19 protein-coding genes and 1 pseudogene are annotated in these 20,856 nt (G+C 63.9%); 15 read left to right on the top strand and 5 right to left on the bottom strand.

Annotated features, from left to right (window positions below; genetic code table 11):
- Nucleotides 1-2 precede the first annotated feature (2 nt).
- Nucleotides 3-644, bottom strand: coding sequence for an OmpA family protein (locus tag IVA88_RS10005; RefSeq protein ID WP_247497118.1), 642 nt, complete (start codon nucleotides 642-644; stop codon nucleotides 3-5).
- A gap of 503 nt (nucleotides 645-1,147) precedes the next feature.
- Between IVA88_RS10005 and IVA88_RS10000 the strand changes: the two genes are divergently transcribed.
- The 3 genes from IVA88_RS10000 (at nucleotide 1,148) to IVA88_RS09990 (ending at nucleotide 3,048) form a co-directional block, all read left to right on the top strand.
- Nucleotides 1,148-1,393, top strand: coding sequence for a hypothetical protein (locus tag IVA88_RS10000; RefSeq protein WP_247497158.1), 246 nt, complete (start codon nucleotides 1,148-1,150; stop codon nucleotides 1,391-1,393).
- A 120-nt stretch (nucleotides 1,394-1,513) separates the two neighbouring features.
- Nucleotides 1,514-1,768 (top strand): hypothetical protein, encoded by a 255-nt coding sequence (locus IVA88_RS09995; protein ID WP_247497117.1) that lies wholly within the window; start codon nucleotides 1,514-1,516, stop codon nucleotides 1,766-1,768.
- Nucleotides 1,769-1,884: 116 nt separating this feature from the next.
- Entirely contained in the window at nucleotides 1,885-3,048 is a 1,164-nt protein-coding gene (locus IVA88_RS09990; RefSeq protein WP_247497116.1) for a crosslink repair DNA glycosylase YcaQ family protein, read from the top strand.
- Here IVA88_RS09990 and IVA88_RS09985 read toward each other — a convergent pair.
- A pseudogene (locus tag IVA88_RS09985) lies at nucleotides 3,033-3,478 on the bottom strand (DUF2809 domain-containing protein). The gene IVA88_RS09990 and the pseudogene IVA88_RS09985 overlap by 16 nt on opposite strands.
- Before the next feature lie 80 nt (nucleotides 3,479-3,558).
- On the opposite strand from IVA88_RS09985, the gene IVA88_RS09980 reads away from it, so the two are divergent.
- The 10 genes from IVA88_RS09980 to IVA88_RS09935 all read left to right on the top strand — a co-directional run bounded on the left by IVA88_RS09980 (nucleotide 3,559) and on the right by IVA88_RS09935 (nucleotide 17,563).
- Complete coding sequence (locus IVA88_RS09980; RefSeq protein ID WP_247497115.1) at nucleotides 3,559-4,890, top strand: MFS transporter; 1,332 nt, start codon at nucleotides 3,559-3,561, stop codon at nucleotides 4,888-4,890.
- Between the two features lie 231 nt (nucleotides 4,891-5,121).
- On the top strand, nucleotides 5,122-6,228 hold the full coding sequence (locus IVA88_RS09975) for an efflux RND transporter periplasmic adaptor subunit (RefSeq protein WP_247497114.1): 1,107 nt from the start codon (nucleotides 5,122-5,124) through the stop codon (nucleotides 6,226-6,228).
- 168 nt (nucleotides 6,229-6,396) lie between these two features.
- Nucleotides 6,397-9,534 (top strand): efflux RND transporter permease subunit, encoded by a 3,138-nt coding sequence (locus tag IVA88_RS09970; RefSeq protein ID WP_247497113.1) that lies wholly within the window; start codon nucleotides 6,397-6,399, stop codon nucleotides 9,532-9,534.
- 35 nt (nucleotides 9,535-9,569) lie between these two features.
- A complete protein-coding gene (locus tag IVA88_RS09965) occupies nucleotides 9,570-10,169 on the top strand; it encodes a TetR family transcriptional regulator (protein ID WP_247497112.1) in 600 nt (199 codons plus the stop codon).
- Nucleotides 10,170-10,259: 90 nt separating this feature from the next.
- The gene (locus tag IVA88_RS09960) at nucleotides 10,260-10,883 is read left to right on the top strand and encodes a flavin reductase family protein (protein WP_247497111.1); all 624 of its coding nucleotides are present in this window, start codon (nucleotides 10,260-10,262) and stop codon (nucleotides 10,881-10,883) included.
- Nucleotides 10,884-11,060: 177 nt separating this feature from the next.
- Complete coding sequence (locus IVA88_RS09955) at nucleotides 11,061-13,328, top strand: acyl-CoA dehydrogenase (protein WP_247497110.1); 2,268 nt, start codon at nucleotides 11,061-11,063, stop codon at nucleotides 13,326-13,328.
- On the top strand, nucleotides 13,328-14,611 hold the full coding sequence (locus tag IVA88_RS09950; protein WP_247497109.1) for an acetyl-CoA C-acetyltransferase: 1,284 nt from the start codon (nucleotides 13,328-13,330) through the stop codon (nucleotides 14,609-14,611). The genes IVA88_RS09955 and IVA88_RS09950 overlap by 1 nt, the downstream gene beginning before the upstream one ends.
- A gap of 2 nt (nucleotides 14,612-14,613) precedes the next feature.
- Entirely contained in the window at nucleotides 14,614-16,710 is a 2,097-nt protein-coding gene (locus IVA88_RS09945; RefSeq protein ID WP_247497108.1) for a 3-hydroxyacyl-CoA dehydrogenase NAD-binding domain-containing protein, read from the top strand.
- A 36-nt stretch (nucleotides 16,711-16,746) separates the two neighbouring features.
- A complete protein-coding gene (locus IVA88_RS09940; protein ID WP_247497107.1) occupies nucleotides 16,747-17,157 on the top strand; it encodes an acyl-CoA thioesterase in 411 nt (136 codons plus the stop codon).
- 214 nt (nucleotides 17,158-17,371) lie between these two features.
- Entirely contained in the window at nucleotides 17,372-17,563 is a 192-nt protein-coding gene (locus IVA88_RS09935) for a hypothetical protein (protein ID WP_247497106.1), read from the top strand.
- Nucleotides 17,564-17,793: 230 nt separating this feature from the next.
- Here IVA88_RS09935 and IVA88_RS09930 read toward each other — a convergent pair whose 3' ends face one another.
- Complete coding sequence (locus IVA88_RS09930) at nucleotides 17,794-18,255, bottom strand: nuclear transport factor 2 family protein (protein ID WP_247497105.1); 462 nt, start codon at nucleotides 18,253-18,255, stop codon at nucleotides 17,794-17,796.
- Nucleotides 18,256-18,408: 153 nt separating this feature from the next.
- Here IVA88_RS09930 and IVA88_RS09925 point away from each other — a divergent pair, with 153 nt between their 5' ends.
- Both IVA88_RS09925 and IVA88_RS09920 read left to right on the top strand, forming a co-directional pair.
- Nucleotides 18,409-19,095 carry an HAD-IA family hydrolase gene (locus tag IVA88_RS09925; protein ID WP_247497104.1) on the top strand — a complete coding sequence of 229 codons (687 nt, stop codon included), beginning with the start codon at nucleotides 18,409-18,411 and terminating at the stop codon, nucleotides 19,093-19,095.
- Between the two features lie 92 nt (nucleotides 19,096-19,187).
- A complete protein-coding gene (locus IVA88_RS09920) occupies nucleotides 19,188-20,024 on the top strand; it encodes a DeoR/GlpR family DNA-binding transcription regulator (RefSeq protein ID WP_247497157.1) in 837 nt (278 codons plus the stop codon).
- 48 nt (nucleotides 20,025-20,072) lie between these two features.
- Here the strand turns inward: IVA88_RS09920 and IVA88_RS09915 are convergent, their stop codons facing one another.
- Nucleotides 20,073-20,495 (bottom strand): type II toxin-antitoxin system VapC family toxin, encoded by a 423-nt coding sequence (locus tag IVA88_RS09915; RefSeq protein WP_247497103.1) that lies wholly within the window; start codon nucleotides 20,493-20,495, stop codon nucleotides 20,073-20,075.
- Complete coding sequence (locus tag IVA88_RS09910) at nucleotides 20,495-20,746, bottom strand: type II toxin-antitoxin system prevent-host-death family antitoxin (RefSeq protein ID WP_247497102.1); 252 nt, start codon at nucleotides 20,744-20,746, stop codon at nucleotides 20,495-20,497. Before IVA88_RS09910 ends, IVA88_RS09915 begins: the two co-directional genes overlap by 1 nt.
- Nucleotides 20,747-20,856: the final 110 nt, after the last annotated feature.

Genomic DNA, 20,856 nt, shown 5'->3' with positions numbered 1-20,856 from the left:
AATCACTTCGACGCGGTCTTGGTGTCCATGTTGACGACCTGGACGCGGCGGTTGATCGGGTCGGCGCCGTTGGCGGTGTCCTTCAGCTTGGTCTTGCCATAGCCGACGGTGACGAGATCGGTGCCGGTGAGGCCGTAGTTCTGCACCAGGTATTTCTTGATTGTGTCGGCCCGCCGCTCGGAGAGCCCCTGATTGTATTGCTCGGTGCCGACCGCATCGGTGTGGCCGGCGACCACGAAGGTCGAGCCCTTCAGCGAGGGATCGGACAGCGCCTTTCCGAGCGCCTGCACCGAGGGCACCGACGTCTTGGCGATGTCAGCCGAGTTGTAGTCGAACTGGATTTCCAGATCGATCTTCGGCTTGGTCGCCGCGAGCTCGGCGATCTGCTCGCGTTCGCCCGTCGAGAGCGAACGGGTGGATCGGTTGCGCACGGTGTTCAGGAATGTCGATTCCTTGGCCTGCACCGCCGGATCGGCCTGCGGACCGGCGGTGAGGCCGCGCGTCGCCAGCTTCGGCTTTAGTGCATCCAGGATCTGGCTGGTAGAGACATTAGTATCGCCGGCCATAGCCAGGCCGGCCGTCATCGACAGAACTGCCGAGAGGGTGATCGCCTTCAGTGCAAAAGACTTATTGAAACGGGTCATTGTCGTATCCTCGCTGTGACGCCTGATGGCTATTTGATGCTGCAAGCATAGGGCAGGTTCAAAAGCCCTGGTGTGATCTTGGTCACGGTGGAAACGGGGTCGTTCGGGACCACAGCAGCGCATTTCCTGGGGTTCCGGGCTCATTGAGGGCCGACCCACCGTGCGTCCCAAGGACGGACGCTAACGGGTGAAGAAGAGGTCGCACGCGCCCAGGCGCGGGGTTCGGGTCCGTTGCTGTCCTGGGGTGATCCGCATCACAGACCGGTTGTGTGCCCGTGCGCTCGGGGTACGAGGCCCGGTTCACTTATGGAAACCCGTGCTCACCGATTGTCGCAAAGCCGTCGCGCGATGGCCTGTCTGCGAACAATTTTTTGGCCAGATGGACGCCTAGCAGGGCGCTGTATCTGCAAATCAGGGGAGCCGAGTTCCATCCAGTGCCGAGGCCGAGTGATTACCAATCCTATCGCAGTGGCCCGCCGGATCGGACAGTGTCCCTGAATTCAATGCCGATCTATATCGGTGCAGCCATGATCGCGGTGGCGATCCTGCTGTCGACGCTGATCACGGGGCTGACCTCCCGCTATGTCGGGCTCGAAGGGCCGACCGACGAGAACATGTGGCTGGTGGATCGGCTCACCGGCAGCGTCTATCGCTGCCGGGCAGAGGAGCGCGGCAGGGCCTCCTGCGAGCCGGACGTCGCCACGGGTAGCCTCGGTGATCAGTCCAAGGTGCCCAAGGGGGGCCGCTGAGCTCTCTGCCTTCGCGCTGCAGCAAGAAAATTCCCTTCTCCCCGAAACGTCTTCGCCAGAGAATACGTAATGCGAAGGCCGGCATGACGCCGGGTTTCGCTTTACGGAGGAGACTTTTCGATGAAGATCTTGCTCACAGCCGTAGCCTTTGTCGCGCTCACCGTTTCCCTCTCACCGGCATCCGCCGCCATGATGGCGTGCACCGGCGATAACATGATGAAATCGACAGCCATGATGATGAGCGCCGCCGATACGCCGGCCAAGGTCGCGGCCAACAAGGAAATGGCCATGGCCAACACCGACATGAGCAATGGCAAGATGAAGAGTGCCTGCATGCATTACATGAAGTCGCAGAAGGCCATGTCGATGAAGTAGACGCGAGCTCGCGTCGTCCGGCCGCGCTGTCAGCAGATGGCAGCGCGGCTTTTTCTTCGGCCGCTTCTTGTCATCTCCTTTTTCCCGGCGCGAATCCCGCTACATTGCTGTTCGCAATGTCCCGCGCGCCCAAACCGCTTCCGATCACCACAACACAGGCCCGGCAGATCTGGCTGCACGCCCAGCGGCTGGATGAGCGCGCGCCATTCGGTGACGGCGCGCAAGCCGTCTCGGACGCAGTCGCCCATCTCGGCTATGTGCAGATCGACACCATCAACGTGATCGAGCGCTGCCATCACCACATCCTGTTCAGCCGCATCCCGTCCTACCGCCGCGCCGATCTGCGCCACGCTCAGAGCGTAGATAAAAGCGTCTTTGAGTATTGGACGCACGCGCTCTCTTACGTGCCGGCCGGTGACTTCCGCTTCTTCCTGCCGGCGATGCGCGAACACCGCCGCGAGGGGCACAAATGGTTCGCCTCGGTGAAGCCTGCCGACATGCGCAAGGTGATGCGGCTGGTGCGCGCCGGCCCGCTGACGATCCGCGATATCGAGGACGACGTGCTCACCGAGAAGGAGCATCTCTGGCAAAGCCGAAAACCCTCGAAGCGGGCGTTGCAGCTCGCCTTCTATACCGGTGCCGTGACCGTCAGCGAGCGCCAGGGCATGCTCAAGACCTATGAGCTGATGACGCGCCATTTCGGCTGGGAAAAGCTGCCGAAGCCGGCGTCGACCAGGGACATTACGGCCTATCTGCTCGACCGCGCGCTACGATCGCAAGGTGTCGTGAGCCTCGATTCGGTCTGCCATCTCGACGCGCCGCGCAAGAAGGCCGTGGCTGGCCTGATCGCCTCGCGCGTCCGTCGCGGCGAGCTCGTGCCTGTCGTCATCGACGGTGCCGGCAAGCAGGAGCATTGGGCACTACCGGCCGCGCTCGAGCCGGGCGAGCGCGCGCCGTCTGATCTCGTTCGCATCCTCTCGCCGTTCGATCCGCTGATCATCCAGCGCAAGCGCACAAATTTGATTTTCGGCTACAACCATTTGTTCGAGGCCTATGTGCCGAAGGCCAAACGCAAGCTCGGCTATTTCGCGCTCCCCGTGCTGGTCGGCGACGAGATCGTCGCCGCGCTCGATCTGAAGACAGACCGGCAGGCGAAGAAGCTCTTGATGCAGAAATGGACCTGGGTCGGAGAGGGGAAGAAGACCGCGGCGCGCAAGGAGCTCAAGCAGAAGATCGAGGAGGAGCTTGATCGGTTCGAGCGGTTTCAGTTGGCGGAGTGAGATGTTCGACGCCAGTCTCGCAGGGTGGCGAGACGGTCGATCCAGACGCCAAACACAATTCCGATCGCATAAGCGACCAAATTCCACAGCGAAAAAATGCGCCCCAACAGCAGCGCGCCCGCGGTGGAGAGTCGAAATGCGTCGAGCCATGGCGTATGCACCAGCCGGGAAAACTCCACAGCGATCGCAATGGCTGCGGCGACGGCCGCGACCTGCGCCCGTGGCAGCCGCGGCAGCAAAATGCCGACCAGCAGAAACACCATCGTGGCCCACAGCAGGGAGCCGCCGTACTTCACGATGAAGGCGGGCCGAGCGGAAAGCCGTACCAGCGCAGCGACAGCCCACAGACGATCACCGCCAGCGCCAGCCCGGCGCGGATCAGCGATGTCCGTAACGGCGCAACGGGTTGATGCGGCTGCGCCCCATGCATTGCTTGCTCCATTGACTCTTCGCCCGCGATACTCAAAACCGGCTCTCAGCCCACAAAAGCAACAACCCTGGGGGGAAGCCATGAGCCAGACCACGACCTATGCCGGTTCGACCGGCGCCGCCAAGTCGGAAGTCGAGACCTCGACGATCCGCGCCATCTCCTGGCGCCTGATCCCGTTCCTGATGCTGGCCTACTTCTTCTCCTATCTCGATCGTGTCAATCTCGGCTTCGCCGCGCTGACCATGAACGCAGAGCTGAAATTCACGCCGCTGATCTTCTCCTGGGGCGCCGGCATCTTCTTCATCGGCTATTTCATCTTCGAGGTGCCGAGCAATCTGGCGCTGGAAAAGTTCGGCGCCAGCCGCTGGATCGCCCGCATCATGGTGACCTGGGGCATCATCTCGGCGCTGATGGCGCTCACGAGTGGTGTCACGAGCTTCTACGTGCTGCGCTTCCTGCTCGGCGTCGCCGAAGCCGGCTTCTTCCCCGGCATCATCCTCTATCTCACCTATTGGTATCCGGCCGAATACCGCGCCCGCTTCCTCGCGGCCTTCGCCATCGCAGTCCCGGTCTCGACCGTGATCGGCGCGCCGGTCTCGGGCCTGCTGCTCGGGCTCGACGGCGCGATGGGCCTGAAGGGCTGGCAGTGGCTGTTCATCATCGAGGGCATTCCCTCGGTGCTGCTCGGCATCGTCACCTGGTTTTACCTCACCGACAGGCCGGAGAAGGCAGACTGGCTCTCGGCCGAGCAGAAGGCGTGGCTCAAGACCAAGCTTGATGCCGAGATCGCGGCCAAGCAGGCGGTGAAGCATTTGTCGCTCGGCGAGGCGCTTTCCTCGCCGAAGGTGATCATGCTGAGCCTGGTCTATTTCGGCTTCGTCGGCGCGCTCTACGGCATGCAGTTCTGGCTGCCGCAGATCGTCAAGGCATTCGGCCTCACCAACGCGCAGACCGGCTTCGTCACCGCGATCCCGTATCTGTTCGGTACCATCGCGATGCTCCTGTGGGCGCGGCATTCCGATTCGACGCGCGAGCGCGTGATGCATGTCGGCGCGCCGCTGTTGCTCACTGCAATTGCGCTTGGCGTCTCTTCCTATCTCACCGATCCCGCCATGACGATGGTGGTGCTCACTGTCGCGGCGATCGGCGTGTTCTGCTGCTTTGGCGTGTTCTGGACCCTGCCGACCGCCTGGCTGTCCGGCACGGCGGCGGCCGGCGGCATCGCCCTGATCAACTCGATCGGCAACCTCGCCGGATTCGGCGGTCCTTACCTGATCGGCTGGGTCAAGGAAGCCACCGGCCAGACCTCGACCGGCCTGCTCGTGCTCGCGCTGCTGCCGCTGATCGCCGGCATCCTGGTGTTCGTCGGCGGCCACGACAGCAAGCACGAGTTCGCCGAACAGGGGCGGTGAACCTACGTCGCCCTGGCGAAGGCCAGGGCCCATACCCCGCGGCTTCTCTTCGGGCACCCGGAAGACGTTCTCTTTAGCAACCGACTTCAGGGGTAATGGGCCCTGGCCTTCGCCAGGGCGACGAGGGGTTACCACCCCTTAACGATCACGGATTCCTGATGAATGACGATTATTGACTTTTATCAGTGATTAGTCGACATTCGTCCCATTGAGATGCGGGAGTGTCCTCCGATGTTCGTCCGGTCAGTTTTATCCAGCTATTCCAAGCTCTTGGCAGGCGTGTCGCTGGCCCTGATGGCTGCCGCCCTGGCTGGGTGCAATGACACCGTTGCTGAAAAGGCCGAGCCGCCCCGGCCGGTTCTGGTCGCAACCGCCCATTATGAGGCCGAAAAGCCCGAGCGCAGCTTCGTCGGCACCATCAGGCCGCGGATCGAAAGCGATCTGGGTTTCCGCGTCGCAGGCAAGGTCGCCAAGCGTCTGGTCGAGGTCGGCCAGACTGTCGAAATCGGCCAGCCGCTCGCGACGCTTGATGAGGTCGATCTGAAGCTCCAGGCCGAGCAATCCGTCGCCGAGCTGACGGCTGCGACGGGCGTGCTGGCCCAGGCCGCCGCCGCCGAGCAGCGCGCCAAGGATCTGAAGGCCAAGGGCTGGACCACTGACGCCCAGCTCGACCAGAGCCGCGCTTCGGCCGACGAGGCACGTGCGCGGCTGAACCGGGCCGAGCGCTCCGTCGAATTGACCAAGAATTCCCTTTCCTACGCGACGCTCAACGCCGACGCCCGTGGCGTCGTCACCGCAACGCTGATCGAGCCCGGCCAGGTGGTTGCCGCAGGCCAGACCTCGATCCGTGTCGCCCGCTTTGCCGAAAAGGAAGCGGTCGTCGCGATCCCTGAGACGCTGGTCGGACGTGCCAAATCGGGCGCCGCCAGCGTCACTCTTTGGTCGGAGCCGGGCAAGAAATATACAGCCAAGCTGCGCGAGATTGCGCCCACCGCGGATCCCGCCACGCGGACCTATCTCGCGAAATTCTCGCTGCCCGAGGCCGACGACAAGGTCTCGCTCGGCATGACGGCGACGCTGACGCTGTCGGATGCGGCAACCGAGCGCGTCGCGCGGCTGCCGCTGTCGGCGCTGTTCAACGAAGGCGGCAAGCCGTCTTTCTACGTAGTCGACGACAACGGCGCGGTCACGCTGAAGCCGGTCGTGGTGAAGTCCTACGAGAGCAGCGACGTCGTCATCACCAGCGGTGTGGACGAGGGCGCCAAGATCGTCGCCCTCGGCGTGCAGAAGCTCGATCCAAGCCAGAGAGTGCGGATTGTCTCGTCACTGTCTTTCTAGAGTTTACGAGTTCGTCGTCGCGAGGAGAGTTTCGGCCCAAGCGCAAATGCTGGGGCTGAAGCGGCGAAGCGATCCAGAACCTGCCCAGCCCCCTGGATTGCTTCGCTGCCTCGCGACGACGGTTTGAACAGAGTGTTTTTTGCAACTGGATCATCTTTGGAGAGTGCGATGAAGCGCTTCAACCTTTCGGCCTGGGCCGTCAGCCATCCGACGCTGATCCTGTTCCTCATGCTTGTGCTCGGCGTCGCCGGGTTCTTCTCCTATCAGAAGCTCGGCCGCGCCGAGGATCCGTTCTTCACGGTGAAGGTGGTCAACGTCTCCGTGCTCTGGCCGGGCGCGACCGCGCAGGAGATGCAGGCGCAGGTCGCCGATCCCATCGAGAAGAAGATCCAGGAGCTGCCTTACTTCGAGAAGGTTCAAACCTACTCAAAGCCCGGTTTCACCGCGCTCCAGGTGACCTTCCGCGATTCCACGCCGCCGAAGGATGTGCCGTATCTCTTTTATCTGCTGCGCAAGAAGCTGGCTGATGTGCAGGGCCAGTTGCCCGCAGGCATTCTCGGGCCCGTCGTCAACGACGAGTTCTCCGACGTCGATTCCATCCTCTACATGATGACCGGCGACGGCGCCGACTACGCCCAGCTCAAGAAGGTCTCGGAGGGTTTCCGTCAGCGCCTTCTGAAGGTGCCGGGCGTGACCAAGGTCGACGTCTATGGCAACCAGGATGAGCGCATCTTCGTCGAATTCTCCCATGCCAAGCTCGCCACCCTCGGCATCACGCCGCAGGCGCTGTTCGATTCCCTGGCCAAGCAAAACAACGTGACGCCGGCCGGCACCGTCGAGACCTCGTCGCAGCGCGTGCCGCTGCGCGTCACCGGTGCGCTCGACGGCGCCAAGGCCGTCGCCGAAACCCCGGTCGAGAGCAATGGCCGCGTGTTCCGCCTCGGCGACATCGCCACCGTCACCCACGGCTATGTCGACCCACCGAGCTTTATCGTGCGGCAGGAAGGCAAGGCCGCGATCGGTATCGGCGTCGTCACCGCCAAGGGCGCCAACATCCTCGATCTCGGCAAGGAGGTCGAGAAGGCGACGTCTGAATTCATGAAGGCGGTGCCGCAGGGCGTCGACGTCAAGCTGATCGCCGACCAGCCCAAGGTGGTCGAGCACGCCGTCGGCGAGTTCGTGCACTCCTTCATGGAAGCCCTCGTCATCGTGCTGTTCGTGTCGTTCCTGGCGCTCGGTTGGCGCACCGGCATCGTGGTCGCGCTGTCGGTGCCCCTGGTGCTCGGCATCGTCTTCGTCGTCATGAACACCATGTCGCTCGACCTGCACCGCATCACGCTCGGTGCGCTGATCATCGCGCTCGGCCTGCTGGTGGATGATGCCATCATCGCGGTCGAGATGATGGTGGTGAAGATGGAGCAGGGCTGGGACCGCATGCGCGCGGCGTCCTTTGCCTGGGAATCAACTGCGTTTCCGATGCTCACGGGAACGCTGGTCACGGCCGCTGGCTTCCTCCCCATCGGCTTTGCCAATTCGGCGGTCGGCGAATATGCCGGCAGCATTTTCTGGATCGTGGCGATCGCGCTGGTTGCGTCCTGGTTCGTGGCGGTGATCTTCACGCCCTATATCGGCGTCATGCTGCTGCCCAACATCAAGGTGCACCACAATCACGATCCGCACGCGGTCTACGAGACCCGCATGTACCGCGGCCTGCGCGCCGTCGTGCAATGGTGCGTCAACCACCGCATCACCGTCGTGGTCGCGACCGTCGGCGTCTTCATCGCCTCGATTGTCGGCTTCGGCCACGTCCAGCAACAGTTCTTTCCGCTGTCTGAGCGGCCGGAGCTGTTCCTCCAGCTGCGCCTGCCCGAGGGCACCGCCTTCAACGTCACGGAAAAGGCGGTGAAGAAGGCCGAGGCTATGCTCAAGGACGACAAGGACATCGAGACCTATACGGCTTATGTCGGGCAGGGTTCGCCGCGCTTCTGGCTCGGCCTCAATCCGCAGCTTCCGAACGAGGCTTTTGCGGAGGTCGTCATCGTCGCAAAGGGCGTCGAGGCGCGCGAGCGCATCAAGGCCAGGCTCGAAAACGCCGTTGCCGACGGCGCGCTCAACGAGGCCCGCGTGCGCGTCGACCGCTTCAATTTCGGTCCTCCCGTTGGTTTTCCCGTGCAGTTTCGCGTGATCGGCCCCGACGCCAACAAGGTGCGCGAGATCGCCTACCAGGTCCGCGACGTCATGCGGCAGAACAAGAGCGTCAAGGACGTCCAGCTCGACTGGAACGAGCAGTCGCCTTACCTCAAGCTCGTCGTCGACCAGGATCGCGCCCGCGCCATGGGCCTGACCCCGCAGGACGTGTCGCAGGCGCTGTCGATGCTGATCTCGGGCTCACAGGTGACGACCGTGCGCGACGGCATCGAGAAGGTCGGCGTGGTCGCGCGCGCCGTCCCGTCCGAACGGCTCGACCTCGGTGCAGTCGGCGATCTCACCATCACCTCGCGCAACGGCGTGGCCGTGCCGCTGCAGCAGATCGCCAAGATCGAATATGCCCACGAGGAGCCAATCATGTGGCGGCGTAACCGTGACATGGCGATCACCGTGCGCTCCGACGTCGTCGATGGCGTGCAGGCGCCCGACGTCACCGGCCAGATCACGCCGAAGCTGAAGGCGATCAAGGACAATCTCGAGCCGGCCTACCGCATCGAGCCGGGCGGCGCGTTCGAGGAATCCGCGAAGGGCAACGCCTCGATCTTCATCCTCTTCCCGCTGATGGTCATGGTGATGCTGACGCTGCTGATGTTCCAGCTGCAGAGCTTCTCGCGCCTGATCCTGGTGTTCCTGACCGCGCCGCTCGGCATCGTCGGCGCCTCGTTCGGGCTCAACATCGCCAACGCCCCGTTCGGCTTCGTGGCGCTGCTCGGCCTGATCGCGCTCGCGGGCATGATCATGCGCAACGCGGTCATCCTGGTGGATCAGATCGAGACCGACGTTTCTCATGGCTTGACTCGCCGAGAGGCGATCGTGGAGGCGACCGTCCGCCGCGCCCGGCCGGTGGTACTGACGGCGCTCGCCGCCATCCTTGCCATGATCCCGCTGTCGCGCTCGGCGTTCTGGGGCCCGATGGCGATCACCATCATGGGCGGATTGTTCGTCGCGACCTTCCTCACGCTGCTGTACCTGCCGGGCCTCTACGCTCTCTGGTTCCGCAAGAGTCTGGATGAGGCGGGCACCCCCGAGCAGCCTGCCGCACCGCAGCATGGCAGCGATGACCAGCATGCTATTCAGCTTGCTGAGGCGGCTGAATAAGTGAAGATGAAGTGCTGACTCACGAGTCCTGACAGATGACACTGGTTTCGGAACATATCGAAGGCGACACCCGGGATCGTATTCTCGAGGTGGCCGAGCGGCTGTTCCGCCAGATCGGCTATCTCAAGACCACGGTCGGGGACATCGCCAAGGAGCTCAAGATGAGCCCCGCCAACGTCTATCGCTTCTTCGAATCGAAGAAGGCGATTCATCAGGCGGTGGCCCGCTCGCTGATGGGCGAGGTCGAACTGGAAGCGCAGCGGATCGTGGCGAGGCCCGGTCCGGTACTCCCGCGCTTCCGCGAACTGCTCACCACCATCCATCGCATGAACACCGAGCGCTATGTCGGCGATTCCAAGTTGCACGAGATGGTCGAGATCGCGATGCAGGAGGACTGGGACGTCTGCGTCAACCACATGGAGTGCATTGCCGGGGTCATCGGCCAGATGATCGCGCAAGGCGTGGCCTCCGGCGAGTTCGAGGCGCCGGACCTGCAACTGGCCTCGCTCTGCGCCTGCACCGCGATGATGCGCTTTTTCCACCCCCAGATGATCGCCCAGTGCGCTAGCAAGCCGGGCCCGACCATCGACCAGATGATCGATTTCGTCATCGCGGGATTGTCCCCGCGGCACTGACGCGGCGGCGTATTTCCTCCTATAAAGCCGATCTGCTGTCGTTCCGGGCCGCCCTGCGGGCCGCTTCGCAATGACGAGAAGGAACAGCGCGTGACTGACAAAGACCTGCACTTCTACGAGCCCGCCAAGGGCCACGGCCTCAAGCACGATCCCTTCAACGCCATTGTCGCGCCGCGGCCGATCGGCTGGATTTCGTCGCGCGACACCAAGGGCCACGTCAATCTCGCGCCCTACAGTTTCTTCAACGCCTTCGCTTACGTGCCGCCGATCATCGGCTTCTCCTCCACCAACTGGAAGGACACGGTCGAGAACATCCAGCAGACCGGCGAGTTCGTCTGGAATCTCGCCACCATGGACCTGGCCAGGCACATGAACGCGACTGCGGCGCACGTTGGCCCCGAGGTTGACGAGTTCAAGGTCGCCGGCCTCACCGCCGTGCCCGGCAGGCTCGTCAACGTGCCGCGTGTCGGCGAGAGTCCCGTCGCCTTCGAATGCAAGGTGTCCGACATCGTCCGCCTCAAGGGCGCCGACGGCAAGGAAGCCAATGCCTGGCTGACGCTCGGCGAGGTCGTTGCCGTCCACATCGACAAGGCCATGATCAAGGACGGCGTCTATCAGACCGCCGCCGCCCGCCCGATCGTCCGGGCCGGCCGCAGCGGTGATTATTTCGAGATCAAGCCGGAAAACATGTTCGAGATGGTGCGGCCGGATTAGACCTGCCGGCCTCGAAGCCATCCCCCTCCCGGAACTGCCACCGCGCCCCGGCCGTTATGGCCCCTGGGCGGTCGCCCGGCCGCGTCAATTCGCGTCTTTTCGTCGGCGAAGTGTTCACCTGCGCTGGCCGCTTTCCGCTAAAATGCCCGACAACCGCGCCGATGCATGAGGTCCGCCATGAGCTTCCGCCGCGATACCCTGACCAAACCGATCTTTTCCTGGGCGCGCGGCGTGCTGCCCGCGATGTCGGACACCGAGCGCGAGGCGCTGGAGGCCGGCGACGTCTGGTGGGACGCCGATCTCTTCACCGGCAACCCCGATTGGTCGAAGCTGCTGAAGGTCCCGCAGGCAAAGCTGACCGAAGAGGAGCATGCCTTCCTCAACGGCCCCGTCGACGAGCTCTGCGCCATGCTGGACGAGTGGAAGATCTTTTGGGAATGGCGCGACCTGCCACCCGACGTCTGGCACTTCATCAAGCGCGAAAAATTCTTCGGCATGATCATTCCGAAGGAGTTCGGCGGCCTCGGCTTCTCGCCCTATGCGCATTCGGAGGTGGTGCGCAAGATCTCGACCCGCTCGATCGCCGCCGCGGTGACGGTGATGGTGCCGAACTCGCTGGGGCCCGGTGAGCTCCTGATGCACTTCGGCACGCAGGAGCAGCAGCAGCGCTGGCTGCCGCGTCTTGCCGGCGGCCGCGACATTCCCTGCTTCGGTCTCACCAGTCCCGAGGCCGGCTCCGATGCCGCCTCGATGGTCGACACCGGCATCATCTGCAAGGGCACCTTCGAGGGCCAGGAGGTGCTGGGCCTCAAGCTCAACTGGCACAAGCGCTACATCACGCTCGGTCCCGTCGCAACGCTGCTGGGCCTCGCCTTCAAGGCCTATGACCCCGATCATCTCGTGGGCAGCCAGGAAGAGCTCGGCATCAGCGTGGCCTTGATCCCGACCAATCTGCCCGGCGTCGAGATCGGCCAGCGCCATCTGCCGTCGATGCAGGTGTTCCAGAACGGCCCGAATCGGGGGCGCGACGTCTTCATTCCGCTCGACTATGTCATCGGCGGCCAAGAGCGGCTGGGTCAGGGCTGGAAGATGCTGATGACGGCGCTCGCGGCCGGCCGCGGCATTTCGCTGCCGTCGCTGTCCGCGGCAGGTGCCGCCTATGCCGCGCGCACCACCGGGGCCTATGCCCGCATCCGCGAGCAATTCGGCATCTCCATCTCCAAATTCGAGGGCGTCGAGGAGCCGCTCGCGCGCATCGTCGCCACCGCCTACCAGCTCGACGCGGCGCGGCGGCTGACCTGCGCGGCGCTGAATGCCGGCATCCATCCGGCCGTCATCTCGGGCATCATGAAGCTGCACGCGACCGAGCGGATGCGCACCGCGGTCGACGACGCCATGGACATCCATGGCGGCAAGGCCGTGATCGACGGTCCGCAAAACTATCTCGGCAATCTCCACCGCGCCGTCCCGGTCGGCATCACCGTCGAGGGCGCCAATATCCTCACGCGCAATCTCATCGTGTTCGGGCAGGGCGCGATCCGCGCGCATCCCTATCTGCTCGACGAGATGAATGCGCTGGCCGACACCGACCGTGAACGTGGGCTCACCGCCTTCGACAAAGCGTTCTGGAAGCATGTCAGCCACAGCTTCGAGACACTATTGCGCGCGTTCGGCCGGAGCTGGAGCTTTGGTGTCTTCGCGCTTGCCCCCGATGCAGGCGACGCCACGCCGTTCTATCGCCAGCTCTCGCGCTACTCTGCGGCGTTTGCCCTCTGCGCCGATATGGCGCTGCTGACGCTCGGCGGCGCGTTCAAGCGCAAGGAGATGCTGTCGGCGCGCTTCGGCGACATTCTCTCCGAGCTGTATCTGCTCTCGGCCGCGCTCAAACGTTGGCAGGACGAGGGTCGGCAAAAGGAGGATTTTGCCGCGCTCGAATGGTGCATGGCGACCGGCTTTCGGACCATCGAGAGCCGGCTTGCGGAGATCCTCGCCAACCTGCCCAACCGTTTCGTCGCGGGTTTCCTTAAGTTCGTGGTCCAGCCGTTCGGCGCCCGTGTGCTCGGCCCAAGCGACCGCGTCGTGCACCAATGCGCAAGCCTCGTGCTGGAGCCCTCGGCCGCGCGCGACCGCCTCACGCCCGATCTGGCTTATGTCGACGACGACGGCGGCTTTGCCCGGCTGGAGCGTGCGTTCAATCTGGTCGCAGGCACGGACGCCATCGCCAAGCGCATGCGCGCGGCGCATATCAGCGACTGGAAGGATGCGGTGACCAAGGGCGTGATCACGCAGGCCGAGGGCGAGCAGCTGGCTGCAGCCCGCGAAGCCGTCACCGAAGTGATCGAGGTCGATGATTTTGCGCCGGAGGCGCTGTCGCCGATTTACAAGAAAACCGGCGACGTCCATCAATTCTTCCAGGAACTCGGTGAACAGAGGGCGGCGAGCTGATGGCACGACCGGTTTTCATCGTCGACGGCAGCCGGACGCCGTTTCTCAAAGCACGCTCTGGGCCCGGGCCGTTCACGCCGGTCGATCTCGCCGTGCAATGTGGCCGACCGCTGCTGGCGCGCCAGCCGTTTTCGCCTGATACCTTCGACCAGGTCATCCTCGGCTGCGTCAACGTGATCGCGGACGAGATGAACCCGGCCCGCGTCGCCGCGCTCCGGCTCGGCATGGGCGAGGACATGGTCGCCTTCACCGTGCAGATCAATTGCGGCTCCGGCATGCAGTCGATTGACTCCGCCTACCGCTATATCCGCGAAGGTCATGCCAATATGATCCTCGCCGGCGGCACCGAGGCGCTCAGCCACGCGCCGCTGGTCTGGCCCAATTCCGGCGTGCGCTGGTTCGCAGGCCTTGCCACTGCCAAGAGCGCCGCCGCGAGGCTTGCCGCAGCCTTCAAGCTGCGGCCGCGCTATCTCAAGCCGATCATCGGCCTCGAGCGCGGGCTGACCGATCCCATCACCGATTTGAACATGGGCCAGACTGCCGAAGTCGTCGGCCATCTCTTCGGCATCACCCGCGCGCAGTCCGATGCCTATGCCGCCGAGAGCCATCGCCGGCTCGCCCATGCGCAGGCAGAAGGCTATCTGAAGGGTGAAGTCGAGACCGCATTCTCCCGTGACGGAAAATTCTTCGAGCATGATGACGGCGTGCGTCCGGACTCGACGGCCGAGGCGCTTGCAAAACTGAGGCCGGTGTTCGAGCGTCCCTGGGGCCAGGTCACTGCCGGCAATTCCTCGCAGATCACCGACGGCGCCTCCTGGGTGATCCTGGCTTCCGACGAAGCGGTCGCCAAGCACAAGCTGACGCCGAAAGCTGTCATCGTCGACAGCAACTGGGCCGCACTTGATCCTGCTATCATGGGTCTCGGTCCGGTGATGTCGGCGACGCCGCTACTGAAGCGCAACGATCTCACGATCCAGGACGTCCAGACCTGGGAGCTCAACGAAGCGTTCGCCACCCAAGTGCTCGGCTGCCTCGCGGCCTGGAACGACGACAAGTTCTGCCGCGAGATTTTGGGGCTCGAGGGCGCGGCCGGCGAGATCGACCGCGAAAAACTCAATGTCGATGGCGGCGCTATCTCGCTCGGGCATCCCGTCGGCACCTCCGGCAACCGCATCGTACTGCATCTCGTCAACACGATGAAGCGGCTCGGCACGCGGCGCGGCGTTGCTACCGAATGCATCGGCGGCGGGCTCGGCGGCGCCATGCTGATCGAGGCGGTGTGACCATGCAATCGAAGATCATGACCGCGCTCGGCGATCGCGTCCTCACGCTCGGGCCGCAGCCGACGTCGGACAGTCCCTACAAGCATTTCAAGCTGACGCGCGACGCCGACGGCGTTGCCTGGCTGCTGTTCGACCGCGCTGATGCCAGTGCCAACACCCTGTCCTCGGACGTGATGGAGGAGTTCGACGCCGTGCTCGCGGCGATCGAAACCGAGCATCCTGCCGGCCTCGTGATCCGCTCCGCAAAACCGTCCGGCTTCATCGCCGGGGCCGACGTCAACGAATTCCGCGGCGCCAGTGATGCCGCGATGGTGGAGAACCGCATCCGCGCCGCGCATGCGGTGGTCGACCATCTGGAGGCGCTGAAGCTGCCGACGGTCGCGGTGATCCACGGCTTCTGCCTCGGCGGCGGGCTCGAGGTTGCGCTCGCCTGCCAGTCGCGCATCGCCATCGAGGGCGCGCGCTTTGGCTTCCCGGAGGTGATGCTGGGCCTGCATCCCGGTCTCGGCGGCACCGCGCGTTTCACCGCGCTGGTCAATCCGACCCAGTCGATGGCCTTGATGCTGACCGGCCGCACCATCGATGCCCGCCGCGCCAGATCGCTCGGCCTCGTCGACACCGTGACGCAGGAGCGCCACGTTCGCAATGCCGTCAAGGATGCGCTGTTCGGCCGCCTCAAGCGGGCGCGGCCCGGCTTTCTGACGCGTGCGGCGAACTTCGGTCCGGTGCGCGGGCTGCTGGCGAGGCGGATGCGCTCGGAGGCGGCGAAGGCTGCGTCCCGCGAGCACTATCCGGCGCCCTATGCATTGATCGATCTCTGGGAGACCCATGGCGGCAGCAAGGCCGCGATGCTCAGGGCAGAGCAGGCCTCGTTCGCCAAGTTGATGGTGACGCCGACCGCGCAGAATTTGATCCGTGCGTTCTTTCTGCGCGAGCAGATGAAGAAGGCCGCAGGCAGCGGCAACACGATCAAGCATGTTCACGTCATCGGCGCCGGCGCCATGGGTGGCGACATTGCGGCCTGGTGCGCGGGGCAGGGGCTGCGCGTTTCGCTCGCCGACATGAAGGCGGAGCCGATCGCGGGCGCGGTCAAGCGCGCCGCCGAGCTCTATGGCAAGATCATCCGGAAACCCACCGATGTCCGCGACGCGCTCGATCGCCTGATCCCCGACATGGACGGGGAGGGCGTCCGCAACGCCGATCTCGTCATCGAGGCGGTCCCGGAGAAGCTCGAGCTGAAGCAGAAGGTCTATGCCGGCCTCGAGCCGCGGATGAAGCCGGGCGCGATTCTCGCGACCAACACGTCGAGCATTCCGCTCCAGGATTTGCGCACGACGCTGGCGCGTCCGGAGCGGCTGGTCGGCCTCCACTTCTTCAACCCGGTGTCGCGGTTGCAGCTGGTCGAAGTCGTCAGCCATGACGGTAACGACACGCAGGTGCTGAAGGAGGCACGCGCCTTCGTCGGCGCGATCGATCGGCTGCCATTGTCGGTGAAGAGCTCGCCGGGCTTCCTCGTCAACCGCGCGCTGACGCCCTACATGCTGGAAGCGATGGTGATGCTGGACGAGAAGATCGACCAGCGCCTGATCGACGCGGCCGCGGAGCAGTTCGGCATGCCGATGGGGCCGATCGAGCTGGCCGATCAGGTCGGGCTCGACATATGTCTTGATGTCGGCGACATGCTTCGCACCAAGTTCGGCGATCTGTTGCCGCCGACGCCGGCGTGGCTGCGCGAGAAGGTCGCCAAGGGCGAACTCGGCCGCAAGAGCGGCAAGGGCTTTTACGTCTGGCGCGACGGCAAGGCCGAGAAGGCGCCATTGCCCGAGACCGGTCCGCGCGTCACCGACCAGATGATCGACCGCCTGGTGCTGCCGATGTCCAACGTCTGCGTCGCCGCTCTGCGTGAGGGTATCGTCGATGATGCCGACATGGTCGACGGCGCCATGATCTTCGGCACCGGTTATGCACCGTTCCGTGGCGGTCCGTTGAACTATGCGCGGACGCGTGGCGTGGATAATGTCGTATCTACCTTGCGGGCGCTGGCCGTGAGATTCGGCGAACGCTTTGCGCCGGATCCGGGCTGGGATAATTTCAGGTGAGCAGTTTCACGTGAGCAATTTTCAAGTGAGAGCGGCATGAACGAACAAGCCAATGCCGGGCCGGGCGGCGATCTCTGCATCCGCACACTGGCGATGCCCGCCGACACCAATGCGAACGGCGACATCTTTGGCGGCTGGCTGCTCAGTCAGATGGATGTCGGCGGCGGCGTGTTTGCGTCAAAGGTCGCGAAGTCGCGCACCGTGACCGTCGCGATCGAAGCGATGAATTTTCGCAAAGCCGTCTATGTCGGCGATCTCGTTTCGGTTCACGCCCATCTCGTCCGCGTCGGGCGCACGTCCATCACCGTGCATCTGGAGGCATGGGCGCTGCGCCGCGGGGAGCAGCATCCGTTTCTCGTCACCGACGGCAACTTCACCTACGTCTCGATCGATGAGCACGGCCGCCCGCAGCCGGTTCGCCCGACCGACGCAGCGATCGCGACGTAATCGCGCGCGGCGTTGCGCCTCATTTGATGTGCGGCACCGCAAAACGCGGCGCGACTGAGACACCGCGTCTCGGCTTCGCCAATAACCAGTCATAAAACGGATGAGGTCCCGGCGTACTCAATGCTTGTCGATTCGGGGTGGAAACGGCCTCAAATGTCCAGGAACCTTTGGGCAGGGGTGCCGTTATTTGCCCGCACTGAGGAATTCACGGGCTATGCCGGACAGCTACATCATCGAAGTCAATTCGCAGACCGCAGGTATCGTCGTTCGTTCTGAAGGAGGCTACTGCTTCTTCGCCTCATCCCACCGATTCAACCGTCTCGAAGGCCAGCTCTTCCGCAACGCCCGCGAAGCCGAGCGCGCTGCGCGCAAGCTGGTTAATGGTGATGTGAAGGAAGCGGCGTAGTCGTCCCGCTGGTCATTCCAGGCCGCGCCTAGCGCGAGAGGTAGGAATTTTTTGCCGCGAACTCTGCCTTCCCTTCTCCCCATGTGGGAGAAGGTGGCGCGAAGCGCCGGATGAGGGGTCGTTTCAGCAGATTCAGAAGCGAGAGATTCGTTCTCGCAGAGAGACCCCTCACGCGACTTCGCTTCGCGAAGCCACCCTCTCCCACAAGAGAAGAGGGGAAGAGCCGTTGTTCACAACTTCGTCGCGGCCCTTGAGAGCAGCTTCCAGTCGTCGCCCTGCTTCTGCCAGTTCATCAGGATGTGAAGGTTGGTCGGCACTTTTTTCCCATCGGCCGCCATCTCCTGTTCCGCCACCCAGTGGAAACGCACGATCGCGGCGGGGCCGACGACCTTGATGGTCGGGTCCTTGTACTCGATCGACAGGAATTTGGACTTGCCGTCGGTGGCATTGGTGATGAAGGTCGCCTTGTCCTCGACCTTGCCGCTGGAATGGCTGTAGCTCACCTCGTCGGCGCAGAGCGCGCCAAGCGCTTTGGGATCGGCCGCAATCTGGGCCAGGCGGAACGCCTCGACCTTCTTCGCCACGGCTTCCTCGTCCGCCGAGGCCGCCAGCGCCGGTGTCGTGAGAGCTGAGACAGCAAGCGCCGAGGCGGCAAGAGTCGAGAGAGCCAGATCGCGTCGGTTGATCGTCATCGTTTCCTCCTTTTTGATCTTGCATGGAGTGTTGCAGCCGCGCTCGACTTTGTCGAGTGCCGCGTTGCCGTCATGTGCATGCGCATTGCGTGTTTGACGTTGTATTGATACGTCTTTCGCATCAATGCGCTGCGCATTTGGGGAAGTACGGACATGATCGACGCCAATGGAGGAGCGATGGGCCGGGCGTTGCTGTTCGATATCGACGGCACGCTCGCCGACACGGATTCTCTTCATCGCGAGGCGTTCCATCGCGTGTTCGGCCCGCGCGGCCATGTCGTGGACGAGGAGCGCTTCAAGCGCGAGCTCCAGGGCTTCTCAAATGTCTCGATCGGGGAGCGATTTCTGCCGGACGAATCGCCGGAACGGCGCGTCGCGATCCTCAGCGAAAAGGAGGCGATTTTTCGTGACCTGGTGGCCGGACAGATCGTGCCGCTGCCCGGCCTGATGGCGCTGCTCGACCGTGCAGATGGCGCCGGCATTCCCATGGTCGCCGTGACCAACGCGCCCCGCCTCAATGCCGAGCTGCTGCTGTCCGGCCTCGGCATCACCGAGCGGTTCAAGGCGATCGTGATCGGCGACGAGCTGCCGCACGGCAAGCCGCATCCGCTGCCTTATCAGGAAGGGCTGCGTTTTGCCGGCGCCAGCGCGGCCGCCTCGATCGCGTTCGAGGACTCCCGCTCCGGCGTGCAATCGGCCGCGGCCGCCGGCATTCCGACCATCGGGATGCGCACGACCCTCGGCCACGCCGACCTTGTTGCCGCCGGCGCGATCGCTTCCGCCAGTGCTTACGACGATCCGACCCTGCTGGCGCGCCTGGCCGCCGCGATGGCGTGGTGAGGACCTTCGTCCGTTAACCGTGATCGGCGCGCGCATTGACCGGACGCGCGAACCGCCGCACCATGCAGCTTCCTGGACTTGAGGCCATCGCCGTGACCGGACTGACCCATCGCCAAGCCGAAATCCTCAACATCGCGCGGGCCTCGGGCCGCGTCATGGTCGAGGAGCTGGCGCGCCGGTTCGATGTCTCTGCGCAGACCATCCGCAAGGATCTCAACGATCTCTGCGAACGGCGCTCGCTGACCCGCATCCATGGCGGCGCCATCATCGCTTCCGGCGTGGAAAACCTCGCCTATGAGGCACGGCGCTTCGTTGCTGCCGACGAGAAGAAGGCGATTGGAGCTGCGGCCGCATCGCTGATCCCGAACGGCTGCTCGCTCTTCATCAACATCGGCACCACGACCGAGGAGGTCGCAAGCGCGCTGACCTCGCACGAGGACCTGCTCGTCATCACCAACAATCTCAACGTCGCCATGCTGCTCTATCGTCATCCTCGCATCGAGGTGGTGGTGGCCGGCGGCACGGTGCGGCGCGCCGACGGCGCCGTGGTCGGCTCGACCGCGACGCAGCTGATCGGCCAGTTCAAGGTCGACTACGCCATCATCGGGGCGTCCGCGATCGACGAGGAGGGCGCGCTGCTCGATTTCGACTATCGCGAGGTGCAGGTGGCGCAGGCCATCATCGCCAACGCCCGCAGCGTCATGCTGGTCGCGGACTCGACCAAGCTCCGCCGCAGCGCACCGGTCCGCATCGCCCATATCAGCCAAATCCAGACCTTCGTCACCGACCAGGAGCTGCCCGAGCGCCTTGCCACCATCTGTCACGGCAAGGGCATCGAGGTGGTGGCGGCGATGCCGAAGGGGGCGGACGTTGATGATGCAGCAGCGGAGCCGCCGCAGGAAACGGCACCTGTCGTGCGCCTTCGATAGCAGCCGGCGCCGGCTCGCTCATCCGTAGGCGTCGTGAGCCGGGAGGTCTCAGCCAGCTGGCTGTTCCCACGGGTTTATCAGCGGCACGTCGGTAGGTTCGAAATCCCCCACGTTGCGCGTGACGATCGTCAAGCCGTGAACAAGCGCGGTTGCTGCAATGAGGGCGTCGCGTTCGGCCCGCGGGTTGGGAACGTGAAGTTGCGCGCAGCGCAGCGCCACGGCCGTATCAATGGCCAGGATTCGATCTTCAAAGCGAGTCAGAATGTGGTTGTCGATCCAAGCTCGCAGGACTGCACCTTGCGCGGTGTCCTTGCGCTCGATCAGGCGAGCGCCAAGCTCGATTTCGAGTATCGAGATGGCGGATATGAAGAAGCTCGCCGCCGGAATTGCATTGGCCCAGGCTGCCACGTTGCGATGAGCTTTATCTGGCCGCCTCAGTTCGGAAATAACATTGGTGTCCAGCAGAAACATCAGTCGAGATCAGCGGGCTTGAAAATCGGGCCGGCAACGCGGGGCGGATCGAAATCGAAATCCGCTTCTGCCTGCCCCAATGCTTCAGCAAGGCTCATGTGCCCGCCAGTCAGACGCAAATAGTCTTCGATCGTCAGCAGGACATGGGCCGGCCGACCGCGGTCAGTAATAAAGACCGGCCCCCGCGAAGCTGCTTTTTTAGCGCCGCTGGTATCGTGATTGAACTCTCGGCTGGTGAGAGTGGTCACCATTGTAAGCGCCTTCCTAGTCGGACCGCATTTCCCTCAACGACATAACCATATGTAGGCACGTAGCTACATTCAAGCACTTTACAGCATTGATCCGTCCGTGCCTCGCCCGG

Source organism: Bradyrhizobium sp. 149, assembly GCF_023073915.1.
In the GTDB taxonomy this organism is placed as follows: domain Bacteria; phylum Pseudomonadota; class Alphaproteobacteria; order Rhizobiales; family Xanthobacteraceae; genus Bradyrhizobium.
Note: the sequence above shows the minus strand (reverse complement) of the source record. Positions and strands in the feature narration are given on the sequence as shown.